A 13,802-nucleotide genomic window follows, 5' to 3' on the forward strand; every position below is an offset into this window, starting at 1 on the left:
GCTGGTTTAGTCTTTCGGGTTGCCTTGAATTTTACCGACCGCCCGCCAACTGGTACGGACCGCCCATGCCCGATACGTCTGAAGTCATTCCCGAATCCACCCATGCCGACGCCGTCGGGCCCGCCAGGGAGGGCGTGTTTCTGACGTTCCCGGGCTCGCCCTTCGAGCTGTTCCAGCCGTATCCGCCGGCCGGTGACCAGCCGGCGGCCATCGATGCCCTGGTGGAGGGCGTCGAGAACGGGGAGGTGTTCCAGACCCTGCTGGGCGTGACCGGTTCCGGCAAGACCTTCACGATGGCGAACGTCATCGCCCGGCTGGGGCGGCCGGCGATCGTGTTCGCGCCCAACAAGACGCTGGCGGCCCAGCTCTACAGCGAATTCCGAGAGTTCTTCCCGAAGAACGCGGTCGAGTACTTCGTCAGCTACTACGACTACTACCAGCCCGAGGCCTATGTGCCGCAGCGCGACCTGTTCATCGAGAAGGACAGCTCGATCAACGAGCACATCGAGCAGATGCGGCTGTCGGCCACCAAGAGCGTGCTGGAGCGGCGCGACACGGTGATCGTCGCCACGGTGAGCGCCATCTACGGCATCGGCACGCCCGAGGACTACACCCAGATGCGTTTCATCATGCGCATCGGCGACAAGATCGGCCAGCGCGACGTGATCGGGCGGCTGATCCGCATGCAGTACACCCGCAACGAGCAGGACTTCTCGCGCGGCACCTTTCGTGTGCGGGGCGACACCATCGACGTGTTCCCGGCCGAGCACAGCGAGCTGGCCATCCGGATCGAGCTGTTCGACGACGAGATCGAGACGCTGCAGCTGTTCGACCCGCTCACGGGGCGTATCCGGCAGAAGATCCCGCGCTTCACGGTGTACCCGTCGAGCCACTACGTGACGCCGCGCGACAAGGTGCTGACCGCCGTCGAGACGATCAAGCTGGAGCTGGCCGACCGGCTCAAAGAATTCGTCGGGCAGGGCAAGCTGGTGGAGGCGCAGCGGCTGGAGCAGCGCACCCGCTTCGACCTGGAAATGCTGGCCGAGATCGGCCACTGCAAGGGCATCGAGAACTACTCGCGGCATCTTTCGGGCGCGGCGCCCGGCGACCCGCCCGCCACGCTGACCGACTACCTGCCGAAGGACGCGCTGATGTTCCTCGACGAGAGCCACCAGATGATCGGTCAGCTCAACGCCATGTACAGCGGCGACCGGGCGCGAAAAACCACGCTGGTCGAGTACGGCTTCCGCCTGCCATCGGCCATGGACAACCGGCCGCTCAAGTTCGAGGAGTTCGAGCGGCGCATGCGCCAGTGCATCTTCGTGTCGGCCACGCCGGCGCAGTACGAGATCGACCACGCGGGCAACGTCGTCGAGCAGCTGGTGCGGCCGACCGGGCTGATCGACCCGCTGGTCGAAGTGCGGCCGGCCACCCATCAGGTCGACGACGTGCTGCAGGAGATCCGCATCCGCGTCGACAAGAACGAGCGCGTGCTGATCACCACGCTGACCAAGCGCATGGCCGAGCAGTTGACAGACTACCTGGGCGACAACGGCGTCAAGGTGCGCTACCTGCACAGCGACGTCGACACGGTGGAGCGGGTGGAGATCCTGCGCGACTTGCGTCTGGGCACCTTCGACGTGCTGGTCGGCATCAACCTGCTGCGCGAAGGCCTGGACATCCCCGAGGTGTCGCTGGTCGCCATCCTCGATGCGGACAAGGAAGGCTTCCTGCGGGCCGAGCGCAGCCTGATCCAGACCATCGGCCGGGCGGCGCGGAACATGAACGGCAAGGCGATCCTCTACGCCGACCGCATGACCGAGTCGATGAAGAAGGCCATCGGCGAGACCGAGCGGCGGCGCACCAGGCAGATCGCGCACAACGAGGCGCACGGCATCACGCCGCGCAGCATCGTCAAGAAGGTGCGCGACCTGATCGACGGCGTCTACAGCGAGAAGACCGGCAAGGAAATGGCCAAGCTCGAACTCGAGCGCGCCAAGGTCGAGGACATGAGCGAAAAAGACATCGCGCGGGAGATCAAGCGGCTCGAAAAGCAGATGCTCGAGCACGCCCGCAACCTCGAGTTCGAGAAGGCGGCCCGGGTGCGCGACCAGCTGGCACAGCTGAGGGAACAGGCCTTCGGTGCAGCCGGCGGCGACAACATCGCGCCGCTCTGACGGCGCTGGGTCGCCGCGCGGGTTTACCCGAGCGCGCCCAGGGGCTTTCTGTTATACTTGAGCGAAACAGTCAACAACAAAGACTGCGACAACGAACTTCGCGATGAAGGGCCGGCTCCGACCACTGTGGTGGCGAGCCGGGCAGGGCGGAGACCACGCCACCCGGCGCTGCCGGGTGTCCATGTAACGAAGCACAAAGGAGCTTGCGATGCGTCTCACTACCAAAGGCCGTTTTGCCGTCACCGCCATGATCGACCTGGCGCTGCGCCAGAACACCGGTCCGGTCACGCTGGCGGCCATCAGCCAGCGCCAGCAGATCTCGCTGTCGTACCTCGAACAGCTGTTCGGCAAGCTGCGCCGCCATGAATTGGTCGAGTCCACGCGTGGCCCTGGCGGCGGCTACAGCCTCGGCCGCAAGGCGGCCGACATCACCGTGGCGGACATCATCGTCTCGGTCGACGAACCCATCGACGCCACGCATTGCGGCGGCAAGGAAAACTGCCTGGGCGAGGCCGGCCGGTGCATGACGCACGAGCTGTGGGCGTCGCTCAACCAGCGCATGGTCGAGTTCCTCGATTCCGTCACCTTGCAGAAGCTGGTCGACGACCAGATCGCCAAGGGCGTGCAGATCGAGAACAAGCCCGCCGTGAAGCGCGCCATCTCGGCCCAGCCGGTGGTCAAGCCCATCCGCGTGAATGCACCGAATTCGGTGTTCGCGCTGGGCAACGCCTTCGCCAAGTCGTGATGGACGGCGGCGCCCGCGGGCGCCGCGTGCAGTGCATCGCCTGAGATCAATAGCTAGAACCCCACGAGTCTGAGTGAGCCATGGACGTCACCCCGCATTTCCCCATCTACCTTGACTACGGCGCGACCACGCCGGTCGATCCGCGCGTCGTCGACGCCATGATCCCCTGGCTGCGCGAGCACTTCGGCAACCCCGCATCACGCAGCCATGCGTGGGGCTGGGAAGCCGAGGAGGCCGTCGAGAAGGCGCGTGTCGACGTGGCCGACCTCATCGGCGCCGACCCGCGCGAGATCGTCTGGACCTCCGGCGCCACCGAGTCGAACAACCTCGCGCTCAAGGGCGCGGCGCAGTTCTACAAGGGCAAGGGCAAGCACCTGATCACGGTCAAGACCGAACACAAGGCCGTGCTCGACACCATGCGCGAGCTGGAGCGCCAGGGCTTCGAGGTGACCTACCTCGACGTCGAGGACAACGGCCTGCTCGACCTGGAGAAGTTCAAGGCGGCCATCCGCCCCGACACCATCCTGGCGAGCGTGATGTTCGTGAACAACGAGATCGGCGTCATCCAGGACGTGGTCGCGCTGGGCAACCTCTGCCGTGAGAAGGGCGTGATCTTCCACGTCGATGCGGCCCAGGCCACCGGCAAGGTCGAGATCGACATGAAGTCGCTGCCCATCGACCTGATGAGCCTCGCCTCGCACAAGACCTACGGCCCCAAGGGCATCGGCGCCCTGTACGTTCGCCGCAAGCCGCGCGTGCGGCTCGAGGCGCAGATGCACGGTGGTGGCCACGAGCGCGGCATGCGCTCGGGCACGCTGCCCACGCACCAGATCGTCGGCATGGGCGAGGCCTTCCGTTTGGCGCGTCTGGAGATGAAGGACGACCTGGCGAAGGCCACGGCGCTGCAGAAGCGGCTGATCGACGGCCTGAAGGACATCGAGCAGGTCTTCATCAATGGCGACCTCGAACACCGCGTGCCGCACAACCTGAACATCAGCTTCAACTATGTCGAGGGCGAGTCGCTGATCATGGGCATCAAGGGCCTGGCGGTGTCGAGCGGTTCGGCCTGCACGTCGGCCAGCCTGGAGCCCAGCTATGTGCTGCGCGCCCTGGGCCGCAGCGACGAGCTGGCCCACAGCAGCCTGCGCATGACCATCGGCCGCTTCACGACCGAGGAAGAGATCGACTACGCGGTCTCCACCATCAAGCACAACGTCGCCAAGCTGCGTGAACTGAGCCCCCTGTGGGAAATGTTCAAGGACGGCATCGACATCAGCACGATCCAGTGGTCGGCCCATTGAGCCCCCACCGAGCGCGCAACCGACACGATTGAAGAGGTAAACACCATGGCATATTCACCCAAGGTCATCGACCACTACGAAAACCCCCGCAACGTCGGCTCCTTCGAGAAGGGCGACGACTCGGTCGGCACCGGCATGGTGGGCGCGCCCGCCTGCGGCGACGTCATGAAGCTGCAGATCAAGGTCAACCCGGAAACGGGCGTGATCGAAGACGCGCGCTTCAAGACCTACGGCTGCGGCTCGGCCATCGCCTCGTCGTCGCTCGTGACCGAATGGGTCAAGGGCAAGACGCTGGACGAGGCCGCTGCGCTCAAGAATGCGCAGATCGCGGAAGAACTGGCGCTGCCGCCGGTCAAGATCCATTGCTCGATCCTGGCCGAAGACGCCATCAAGGCGGCGGTCAACGACTACAAGCAGAAGCACGGCACGGCCGTGGCATCGGCTGAAACGGCGGTCCACTGACATGGCTGTGACGCTCACCGAGGCGGCTGCGCGCCACGTCAACCGTTACCTCGGCAAGCGGGGCAAGGGCGTGGGCGTGCGGCTGGGCGTCAAGACCACCGGCTGCTCCGGCCTGGCCTACAAGCTGGAGTACGTCGATGAACTGACGCCCGACGACGTGGTCTTCGAGGACCAGGGCGTGAAGGTGCTGGTCGACCCGAAAAGCCTGGCCTACATCGACGGAACGCAGCTGGATTTCGTGCGCGAAGGGCTCAACGAAGGCTTCAAGTTCAACAACCCGAACGAGCGCGACCGCTGCGGCTGCGGCGAGAGTTTTCGGATCTGATCGCGCGCTGACCCGCGCCACCGCCGCCACCATGTCATGTGCTGGCGGTTTTTTATTGCCATGAATCTCCAAGACACTGATTTCGAGCTATTCGGCGTGCCGACGACCCTCGCGCAGGACCGCGCTGTGCTCGACGCACGCTGGAAGGAACTGCAGCGCGAGGCGCATCCCGACCGCTTCGCGTCGCAGGGTGCGGCGGCGCAGCGCGTCGCCATGCAGTGGTCGGTGCGCATCAACGAGGCGTACCAACGGCTGAAGGACCCGGTTCGCCGCGCCAGCTACCTGTGCGAGCTGAACGGTGCCCCGATCGAAGCAGAGAACAACACCGCCATGCCCGGCGATTTCCTGATGCAGCAGATGGAATGGCGGGAGTCGCTGGACGATGCGACCGCCATCGCGGCGGTCGATGCCTTGCAGGCCGAAGTCGATGCCGCGCGCGCCCGCGCGCTGTCGTCGCTCGATTGGCTGATCGACGAAAAGGGCGATTTCCGCGCGGCGTCGCAGCAGGTGAGAGCCCTCATGTTCATCGAGCGCTTTGCGCAGGACGTCGAGGCGAAAGCCGACCAGTTGGGACAATAGCGGCATGGCACTCCTCCAGATTTCCGAACCGGGCCAAGCCCCCGATCCGCACCAGCGTCGCATCGCGGTGGGCATCGATCTCGGCACCACGCACTCGCTGGTCGCTGCCGTGCGCAACGGCGTGGCCGAATGCCTGCCGGATGACCAGGGCCGGGTGATCCTTCCGTCGGCCGTGCGCTACCTCGATGGCGAGCGTCGGCAGATCGGCTTCAATGCGGTGGCCGCACGGGCACAGGACCCGACGAACACCATCACCTCGGTCAAGCGCCTCATGGGCCGCGGGCTGGCCGACATCGCGCACCGTGATGCGATGTCCTATGGCCTGATCGACGAGGGCGGCATGGTGAAGGTGCGCACGGCGGCCGGCGTCAAGTCGCCGGTGGAGATCAGCGCCGAAATCCTGGCCACGCTGCGCTACCGCGCCGAAGACACTTTTGACGACGAACTCCACGGCGCCGTCATCACGGTGCCGGCGTACTTCGACGAAGGCCAGCGCCAGGCCACCAAGGACGCGGCGGAACTGGCGGGGCTGAACGTGCTGCGCCTCATCAGCGAGCCGACGGCCGCGGCGATCGCCTATGGCCTGGACAACGGCAGCGAAGGCGTCTACGCCGTCTACGACCTGGGCGGCGGCACCTTCGACATCTCGATCCTGCGGCTGACGCAGGGCGTGTTCGAGGTCATCGCGACCGGCGGCGACTCGGCCCTGGGCGGCGACGACTACGACCACGCGCTGGCCGACGCCGTGCTGGCGCAGGCGGGTCGCCAGGCCGGCAACGACAGCGACCGCGCGGCCCTGCTGGTCGCCGCGCGCGCGGCCAAGGAAGCGCTGACCGATGCGGATACGGTGCCTTTCGTCGCAACGCTCGGCGATGCCGAGTTGCGTATCGACGTGACGCGCGCGCAGTTCGATGCCGCAACGCAGCCGCTGACGGCACGCACCATCGCGGCGGTGCGCAAGGCGCTGCGCGACGCCAGGCTCAAGCCCGATGATCTCCAGGGCATCGTGCTGGTCGGCGGCTCCACGCGCATGCCGCAGATCCGCGAGGCCGTGGCCGCGTTCTTCGGCCGCGCACCGCTGACCAACCTGAACCCCGACGAGGTGGTGGCGCTCGGCGCCGCCATCCAGGCCAACCAGTTGGCCGGCAACAATGGCGCGGGCGACCTGCTGCTGCTCGACGTGATTCCGCTGTCGCTCGGCATCGAGACGATGGGCGGCCTGGTCGAGCGCATCGTGCCGCGCAACCAGACCATCCCGACCGCGATGGCGCAGGACTTCACCACCTACCAGGACGGCCAGACGGCGCTGGCGCTGCACGTGGTGCAGGGCGAGCGCGACCTGGTGGCCGACTGCCGCAGCCTCGCGCGTTTCACGCTGCGCGGCATCCCGCCGATGGCGGCCGGCGCGGCGCGTATCCGCGTGACCTTCACCGTCGATGCCGACGGCTTGCTGAGCGTGAGCGCGAAGGAGCAGGGCAGCGGCGTGGAGGCGAGCGTCACCGTGAAGCCGTCGTATGGCCTGTCGGACGACCAGATCGCGACCATGCTGCAGGAAAGCTTCTCGACCGCGCAGCAGGACATGCAGGCGCGCGCCCTGGTCGAGGCGCGCGTCGATGCCGAGCGCATGCTGATTGCGACGCAGAGCGCGCTCGATGCCGACGGCGATCTGCTGGCGCGCGACGAACGTGCCGCCATCGATGCGCTGATGGCCGGTCTGCGAAGCGCGGTGTCGGCCACCGACGCCGCCGTGGTCGAGGCGGCCACCAAGGCGCTGGCCGACGGCACCGAGGCCTTTGCCGCGCAGCGCATGAACCACGGCATTGCGCGAGCCTTGTCGGGCCGCACCGTCGAATCCTTGTAGAACAACCCCCGATGCCCACGATCAAGATCCTTCCCCACCCGGAATACTGTCCGCAAGGCGCCGAGGTGAACGCGCCGGCCGGCACCTCCATCTGCGAGGCGCTGCTGGACAACCACATCAACATCGAACATGCCTGCGAGATGAGCGCCGCCTGCACCACCTGCCATGTGGTGGTGCGCCAGGGCTTCAATTCGCTCAACCCCTCGGACGAAGTCGAAGACGATCTGCTGGACCGCGCGTGGGGCTTGGAGCCGCAGTCGCGCCTGAGCTGCCAGGCCATCCTGGCGCAGGAGAATGTGACGATCGAGATTCCCAAGTACTCGATCAACCACGCCAAGGAAAATCACTGATGTCCCGCCAGATCGTCCTCGATACGGAAACCACCGGCCTGTCGGCCGAGAACGGCGATCGCGTCATCGAGCTGGGGTGCGTGGAGCTGTTCAACCGCAAGCTGACCGGCAACGACCTGCACATCTACTTCAACCCCGAGCGCGAAAGCCACGAGGACGCGCTGAAGGTGCACGGGCTCACCACCGATTTCCTGCGCGACAAGCCCAAGTTCGCGACGCTCGCCAACGATGTGGTCGAGTACCTGCGCGGTGCCGAGCTGATCATCCACAACGCGGCCTTCGACGTCGGCTTCCTGAACAAGGAACTCGAACTGGCGGGCCTGCCGCCGCTGCGCGAATTCGTCGCCGAAGTCACCGACACGCTGGCCATGGCGAAGGCGGTGTACCCCGGCAAGCGCAATTCACTCGATGCGCTGTGCGACCGCTTCGGCGTGGACCGCTCCAACCGCACCTTCCACGGCGCAAAGCTCGACGCGCAACTGCTCGCCGACGTCTACATCAATCTCACTCGGGGTCAGGACGCGCTGCTCATCGATGTGTCCACCAACGAACCGAGCATCGGGACGGTGGTGGCGGTCGACCTGCGCAGCTTCGTGCTGCCGGTGCTGCTGGCGACGGAGCATGAACTCGCGGCCCACGACGACCTGCTGGCGCAGCTCGACAAGTCGAGCAAGGGCCAGACGCTGTTTCGTCAGATCGACGTGCAGAGCACAAACGCTGTGGCATAATCTGAGGCTTCGCATTTCGGTGCGAATTCTTCGTAGCCTTCTGCACAGGTTGAATATGTGTTGATAGGCGGCGCAGAAACATCGATCGGCATGTTCATGCCGAGAGGGCGGTTAGCTCAGGGGTAGAGCACAGCATTCACACTGCTGGGGTCGGAGGTTCGAAACCTCCACCGCCCACCAATTTCCCACGGAAGATTCCTTGCAGTCAGCGCGAGCTGTCGGCCCGCACCGACGCCGATTGCGGCTGTTCACCGGCGCGTGCTCGTGGCGATGCTCGTAAAAAGGGGTATCGAAAGGAGCGCCTCATGGCCACCAATCCCGACCTCCCGCCCCCCATCACACCGGATCTGCCGGATCCGCCCGAGCCGGCAGATCCGGCCGACCTGCCGGTCGAGCCCGACCAGGGCGTGTCTTGCGTTGCCATGCGTCGGCGTGTGGCGATGCCGGTCGCGGGTCTTGCATTGCATCTCTCACCGCCCTGATCTTCTGAACCATTGCCGCTAAGCTTGCGGCATGGATGAATTCGATTGCGTTGTCGTCGGCGCGGGTGTCGTCGGTCTGGCCGTTGCGCGTGCGCTGGCGCTTCAGGGGCGAGAGGTCTTGGTGCTCGAAGCCGAGGGGGCCGTCGGCACCGGCACCAGTTCTCGCAACAGCGAGGTGATTCACGCGGGCATCTACTACGCGGCGGGTTCGCTGAAGGCCCGGTTGTGCGTCGAGGGCAAGCAGGCGCTCTACGCCTACGCGCAGGAACGGGGGCTGCCGCATCGCCGCTGCGGCAAACTGATCGTCGCGACGTCCGAAGCGCAGGTCGCCCAGCTGAACACGATTCTGGCGAAGGCGCGTTCCAACGGCGTCGATGATCTGACACTGCTCACCGGCGAGGAGGCGCGTTCGCTCGAGCCGCAGCTCGTGTGCCTGGCCGCCCTGCATTCACCGAGTACCGGCATCATCGACAGCCATGCGCTCATGCTGAGCCTGCAAGGCGATCTCGAGAACGCGGGCGGGATGCTCGCGTTGAAGTCGCCACTCGAGCACGCCGTCTGTCGTCCGAACGGCATCGAACTCACGGGGCAGGACGGAACGACGCTGCGCTGTGCGTCGGTCGTCAATGCGGCGGGACTGACCGCGCCGTGGCTGGCACGGCGTTTCGAGGGGCTGCCGCCGTCGTCCATCCCCGAGGCCCATTTTGCCAAGGGCAACTACTTCACCCTCGCCGGTCGGGCGCCGTTCCAGCGCCTCATCTATCCGGTGCCTGAGGCGGCCGGACTGGGGGTGCATCTCACCCTCGACCTCGGCGGGCAGGCCAAGTTCGGCCCGGACGTGCAGTGGGTCGACTCGCCTGCGGACCTGGTCGTCGACCCGCGTCGTGGCGATGGGTTCTACGCCGAGGTCCGCCGCTACTGGCCGGCGCTGCCGGACGGCGCGCTGGTTCCCGGCTACGCCGGCATTCGCCCGAAGATCGCCGGCCCTGACGAGCCGGCCCGCGACTTCGTGATCGCCGGGCCGCAGACCCATGGCGTGCCCGGGCTCGTCAACCTGTTCGGCATCGAATCTCCGGGGCTGACGAGCAGTCTGGCGATCGGACGACATGTGGCGGAATTGCTCGCGCGATGATCATCAGCCTGTAACATGGAACTGCACGCCGCGCGCCGGCGTCAGGCCGCCGGCGCGGTGCCGGTATCCATCACGGAGGAACGTTTACCCATGAGTGCATCCAACAACCTCGAAGCCGCTGCCAATGCGGTGGTCGAAGACATCGCCAGCGACGTGAAGGGCGTTCTCGGCGGCAAGGACCTGGAGTCCAATCCCCAGATCAAGGCCCTGCGCCAGCGGGTCGAAGCCAAGCTCGCCATCGCGCGCGAACTGGCCGCGGAGAAGAGCAAGATCGCCGCCAAGAAGGCCAAGGACGCCGCCAGCACCGCGAATGCGTACGCCCATGACGAGCCCTGGCAGATCGCTGCCGGCGCGCTGGCGGCCGGCGTGCTGATCGGTCTCTTGCTGGGACGCCGCTGAGCACGCACGGCGTGCGAACTGACGCGCCGGTCACGGCGCGCACGATCGGGAGGATCGGATGAAGAAAATATTGTCCTTGTTGGGACTGGAGGCGTACATCCGCCGCCTGAAGATCGCCGCCGGCGAAGGGGCGATGGCGGCGGAAGACCGTGCGCAGTTGATCCGGATGGCGTTGGACGAGGAGAAGCAGCGGCTGCAATCCGTGGTCATCCTCACGGTCGCCGTGCTCGCGTTGACCACGGTCACCGTGGCGCTCCTGTCGGTCGCCATCGTCGTGCATTTCTGGGACAGCCCGTACCGCGCCACGGCCGCCTGGTGTGTGGCGCTCGTCTGGGTGCTGCTCTGGCTCGGCGCGGTCCTCGCGCTGCTGTCGAACCTGCGGCGGGCGAGTTCGGCCATTGCGCCGGCCAAGCTCGAACTGGCGCGCGACTGGGCCTGGATGCAGGATCGTCTGGGCATCGGCAACGAAGGCCAGCCGCCGGGTACGCCGCGCCCGACGCGTCCCGAGACGCAGGAGCAGTTGCTGGCCCGGATCGCGCGTCAGCGCCAGCGCATCGCGGTGCTGCAGGCCGCCGAAGACGACGCATCTGCCAGCCCGCCGCCCCCGGCCGATGAGACGCCCAGCCAGGCGGCTCTTCGTCTGGCCCGTGAGCACCCCGTCGCGACGGCTGCAGCGGCAGCCGTGCTGGTCGCCGTCGTCAAGCCGCGCCGCCTGCTGCGCTGGGCGGCCTTCGTCGCGCCGGTGCTCTGGCGCATGCGCTGATCGTCGAGGGCGGGGCGCTCAGGCGCCCCGCTGGCGCAGTGCTTCGGCGATTTCGCGAACCAGCGACGGGCCGCGGTAGATGATGCCGGTATAGATCTGGACCACGTCCGCCCCGGCGGCGAGCTTGGCCCTCGCGTCCTCGCCGCTCATGATCCCGCCCACGCCGATGATCGGAAAGCCGGCCCCCAGCGCGGCCCGGAACTGCGCGATGACGCGGTTGCTGGCCTCCCGCACCGGCATGCCCGACAGGCCACCCGTTTCCTGCGCATGCGGCAGCCCCGCCACGGCTTCGCGCGACAGCGTGGTGTTCGACGCGATCACGCCATCCATGCCGTGGCGATGCAGGGCCGCCGCGATGACCTGCACCTGTGCCTCGTCCAGGTCGGGCGCGATCTTGAGGAACAGCGGCACGCGCCGGCCGTGCCGTGCCGTCAGGGCTTCGCGTCGTTCGACGATCGCGGCCAGCAGCGCATCGAGTGCTTCATCGCTCTGCAGCGAGCGCAGGTTCGCCGTGTTCGGGCTCGAGACGTTGACCACCACATAGTCGGCGTGCGGGTACACCCCGTCCAGGCACAGCAGGTAGTCGTCGGTCGCACGTTCGATCGGTGTGCTGGCGTTCTTGCCGATGTTCAGGCCCAGCAGCATCGGCGCACGGCCGCCCTGGCCAGACCGGAAGCGGGCCCGCTGCACGTTGGCGACGAAGGCGTCGAGCCCGTCGTTGTTGAAGCCCAGCCGGTTGATGAGCGCCTGGCGCTCCGGCAAGCGGAAGATGCGTGGCCGGGCATTGCCGGGCTGCGGCTTCGGCGTGACGGTCCCGACCTCCACGAAGCCGAAGCCCATGGCGGCGAAGGCGTCGATGCAGCGGGCGTTCTTGTCCAGCCCGGCGGCCAGGCCGACGCGGTTGGGAAAGCGCAGGCCGGCCAGCGTGACCGGGTCGTCGACGCGGGGGCTGGCGTAGGCGCTGGCCAGCGGCGTGTTCTGGGTGCGCGCCAGCATGCCGAGCGTCACCTCGTGCGCGTGTTCGGCATCCAGGCCGAAGAGAAAAGGGCGGGCAAGCCCGTAGAGGGACGAAAGGGACATCGGATAATTCTCGGCTTCTTAGCCCCAGGATTCTCCCCGATGACCGCCTCCTCCTCTGCTCCGCTCACCCAGGACGAACTCAAGGCCCAGGTCGGGCGCGCCGCGCTGGCCTACGTGGTGGAGGGCGAGATCGTCGGCGTGGGCACCGGCTCCACCGTCAACAAGTTCATCGACGCGCTGGCCACCATGAAGGACCGCATCCGCGGCGCGGTGTCGAGCTCGGTGGCGTCCACCGAACGCCTGCGCGCACTCGGCATCGAGGTCTTCGACAGCAATGCGGTCGACGAACTGGCCGTCTACATCGATGGTGCGGACGAGATCGACGGCCACGGCTTCATGATCAAGGGTGGCGGTGCCGCGCTCACGCGCGAGAAGATCGTGGCGGCGCAGTCGCGCGCCTTCGTGTGCATCGCCGATGCATCGAAGCGCGTCGAGGTGCTCGGTGCCTTTCCCTTGCCGGTCGAGGTCATCCCCATGGCTATGCGCCGCATCATGCGGCAGTTCGAGCGGATGGGCGGCATCGCACAGGTGCGCGAGAAGGAGGGGGTGCCGCTGGTGACCGACAACGGTCAGCACATCGTCGACGTGAGCGGGCTGCGCATCGTCGACCCGCTGGGCTTCGAGTCGGAGGTCAACCAGTGGCCGGGCGTGGTGACCGTCGGCGTGTTCGCGCACCAGCGCGCCACGGTCTGCTTGCTGGGAACGCCGGGCGGCGTCGAGACGCTGCGCTACACCTGAGCGCGCGCAGGAACGCCGGCCCTCAGAACCGGATGCCGGCCGGGTTGCTCGGCGAGGGCGCGGCCGGCGGCGGGACCGCCGGTGTCGGGCTCGTCACCGCCGTTGCCGCCGGCGCAGTGGGTGCGGCCTGCTGCGTCACCATCGGCTGCGCCGCCGGGTTGCGGTAGCCCGCCGGCAGGCGGATGCTCTTCGGATAGCCGGCCGCATCGAGGTACTGCGACCAGGTGGTGTCCGAGAAGCCCTTGAGCTGCTGGCCGCCGATGGTCAGCAGCGGCATCGAGGTGTCGCCACTCAGGCGCTGGAAGGCGTCGACATCCGCCGACGTCTTCACCTGTCGCTCGTTGAAAGGCACGCCGCGCGTGTTCAACAGGGCGCGGCCCGTGTCGCAGGGGGCGCAGTCGTCGCGGGCGTAGAGCGTGACCGGGTAGCGTTGCGTCACCTGCTGCAGCTCGTACGGGAGGCCGCCGATGGCGCCGCCCCCTTCGACGGTCGACACACCGCCGCGCGGCGTCGCGGGCTGTGCGTTGGCGGCGGGCGGCTGGTCGGAGAAGATCACCTTGCCGTTGCTGTCGACCGAGCGATAGACCTGCTGCGCCGACACGGCGCAGGCCGCGACGGCGAGGGGCAGCAGCACAAGCGTAAGGCGGACGGGTCTTGGCATCGGGGCTCCGGGAGGTCGT

16 protein-coding genes and 1 tRNA gene are annotated in these 13,802 nt (G+C 67.1%); 15 read left to right on the forward strand and 2 right to left on the reverse strand.

What is annotated here, in order from left to right; translation table 11 throughout:
- Positions 1-65 precede the first annotated feature (65 nt).
- From uvrB to N8A90_RS08815, 14 genes are all read left to right on the forward strand, one after another.
- Positions 66-2,177 (forward strand): excinuclease ABC subunit UvrB, encoded by a 2,112-nt coding sequence (gene uvrB, locus N8A90_RS08750; protein ID WP_262074353.1) that lies wholly within the window; start codon positions 66-68, stop codon positions 2,175-2,177.
- 208 nt (positions 2,178-2,385) lie between these two features.
- On the forward strand, positions 2,386-2,922 hold the full coding sequence (gene iscR / locus N8A90_RS08755) for a Fe-S cluster assembly transcriptional regulator IscR (protein WP_262074354.1): 537 nt from the start codon (positions 2,386-2,388) through the stop codon (positions 2,920-2,922).
- Between the two features lie 80 nt (positions 2,923-3,002).
- Positions 3,003-4,223 carry an IscS subfamily cysteine desulfurase gene (locus N8A90_RS08760; protein WP_262074355.1) on the forward strand — a complete coding sequence of 407 codons (1,221 nt, stop codon included), beginning with the start codon at positions 3,003-3,005 and terminating at the stop codon, positions 4,221-4,223.
- Between the two features lie 45 nt (positions 4,224-4,268).
- Positions 4,269-4,685 carry a Fe-S cluster assembly scaffold IscU gene (gene iscU, locus N8A90_RS08765; RefSeq protein WP_262074357.1) on the forward strand — a complete coding sequence of 139 codons (417 nt, stop codon included), beginning with the start codon at positions 4,269-4,271 and terminating at the stop codon, positions 4,683-4,685.
- A 1-nt stretch (position 4,686) separates the two neighbouring features.
- Positions 4,687-5,010: an iron-sulfur cluster assembly protein IscA gene (gene iscA / locus N8A90_RS08770; RefSeq protein ID WP_262074358.1), complete on the forward strand. Its 324-nt coding sequence runs from the start codon at positions 4,687-4,689 to the stop codon at positions 5,008-5,010.
- Between the two features lie 60 nt (positions 5,011-5,070).
- The gene (gene hscB / locus N8A90_RS08775) at positions 5,071-5,589 is read left to right on the forward strand and encodes a Fe-S protein assembly co-chaperone HscB (RefSeq protein ID WP_262074359.1); all 519 of its coding nucleotides are present in this window, start codon (positions 5,071-5,073) and stop codon (positions 5,587-5,589) included.
- 4 nt (positions 5,590-5,593) lie between these two features.
- Positions 5,594-7,450 carry a Fe-S protein assembly chaperone HscA gene (gene hscA / locus N8A90_RS08780; RefSeq protein WP_262074361.1) on the forward strand — a complete coding sequence of 619 codons (1,857 nt, stop codon included), beginning with the start codon at positions 5,594-5,596 and terminating at the stop codon, positions 7,448-7,450.
- An 11-nt stretch (positions 7,451-7,461) separates the two neighbouring features.
- The gene (gene fdx, locus N8A90_RS08785; RefSeq protein WP_262074363.1) at positions 7,462-7,800 is read left to right on the forward strand and encodes an ISC system 2Fe-2S type ferredoxin; all 339 of its coding nucleotides are present in this window, start codon (positions 7,462-7,464) and stop codon (positions 7,798-7,800) included.
- A complete protein-coding gene (gene dnaQ, locus N8A90_RS08790; RefSeq protein ID WP_262074364.1) occupies positions 7,800-8,528 on the forward strand; it encodes a DNA polymerase III subunit epsilon in 729 nt (242 codons plus the stop codon). Before fdx ends, dnaQ begins: the two co-directional genes overlap by 1 nt.
- A 105-nt stretch (positions 8,529-8,633) precedes the next feature.
- Positions 8,634-8,708, forward strand: a tRNA-Val gene (locus N8A90_RS08795).
- Positions 8,709-8,833: 125 nt separating this feature from the next.
- The gene (locus N8A90_RS08800; protein ID WP_262074365.1) at positions 8,834-9,010 is read left to right on the forward strand and encodes a hypothetical protein; all 177 of its coding nucleotides are present in this window, start codon (positions 8,834-8,836) and stop codon (positions 9,008-9,010) included.
- A 31-nt stretch (positions 9,011-9,041) separates the two neighbouring features.
- The gene (locus N8A90_RS08805) at positions 9,042-10,142 is read left to right on the forward strand and encodes an NAD(P)/FAD-dependent oxidoreductase (RefSeq protein WP_262074366.1); all 1,101 of its coding nucleotides are present in this window, start codon (positions 9,042-9,044) and stop codon (positions 10,140-10,142) included.
- Positions 10,143-10,157: 15 nt separating this feature from the next.
- Positions 10,158-10,541, forward strand: a complete 384-nt coding sequence (locus N8A90_RS08810; protein WP_262074367.1) for a glycine zipper domain-containing protein — start codon at positions 10,158-10,160, stop codon at positions 10,539-10,541.
- A 58-nt stretch (positions 10,542-10,599) separates the two neighbouring features.
- Positions 10,600-11,304, forward strand: coding sequence for a phage holin family protein (locus tag N8A90_RS08815; RefSeq protein WP_262074368.1), 705 nt, complete (start codon positions 10,600-10,602; stop codon positions 11,302-11,304).
- An 18-nt stretch (positions 11,305-11,322) separates the two neighbouring features.
- On the opposite strand, the gene N8A90_RS08820 is transcribed toward N8A90_RS08815, so the two are convergent.
- Positions 11,323-12,384 (reverse strand): quinone-dependent dihydroorotate dehydrogenase, encoded by a 1,062-nt coding sequence (locus N8A90_RS08820; protein WP_262074370.1) that lies wholly within the window; start codon positions 12,382-12,384, stop codon positions 11,323-11,325.
- Between the two features lie 39 nt (positions 12,385-12,423).
- Here N8A90_RS08820 and rpiA point away from each other — a divergent pair, with 39 nt between their 5' ends.
- On the forward strand, positions 12,424-13,122 hold the full coding sequence (rpiA, locus tag N8A90_RS08825) for a ribose-5-phosphate isomerase RpiA (RefSeq protein WP_262074371.1): 699 nt from the start codon (positions 12,424-12,426) through the stop codon (positions 13,120-13,122).
- Positions 13,123-13,144: 22 nt separating this feature from the next.
- On the opposite strand, the gene N8A90_RS08830 is transcribed toward rpiA, so the two are convergent.
- Positions 13,145-13,783, reverse strand: coding sequence for a glutaredoxin family protein (locus N8A90_RS08830; protein ID WP_262074373.1), 639 nt, complete (start codon positions 13,781-13,783; stop codon positions 13,145-13,147).
- Positions 13,784-13,802: the final 19 nt, after the last annotated feature.

It is taken from the genome of Variovorax sp. N23 (genome assembly GCF_025486315.1).
Classification (GTDB): Bacteria; Pseudomonadota; Gammaproteobacteria; order Burkholderiales; family Burkholderiaceae_C; genus Variovorax.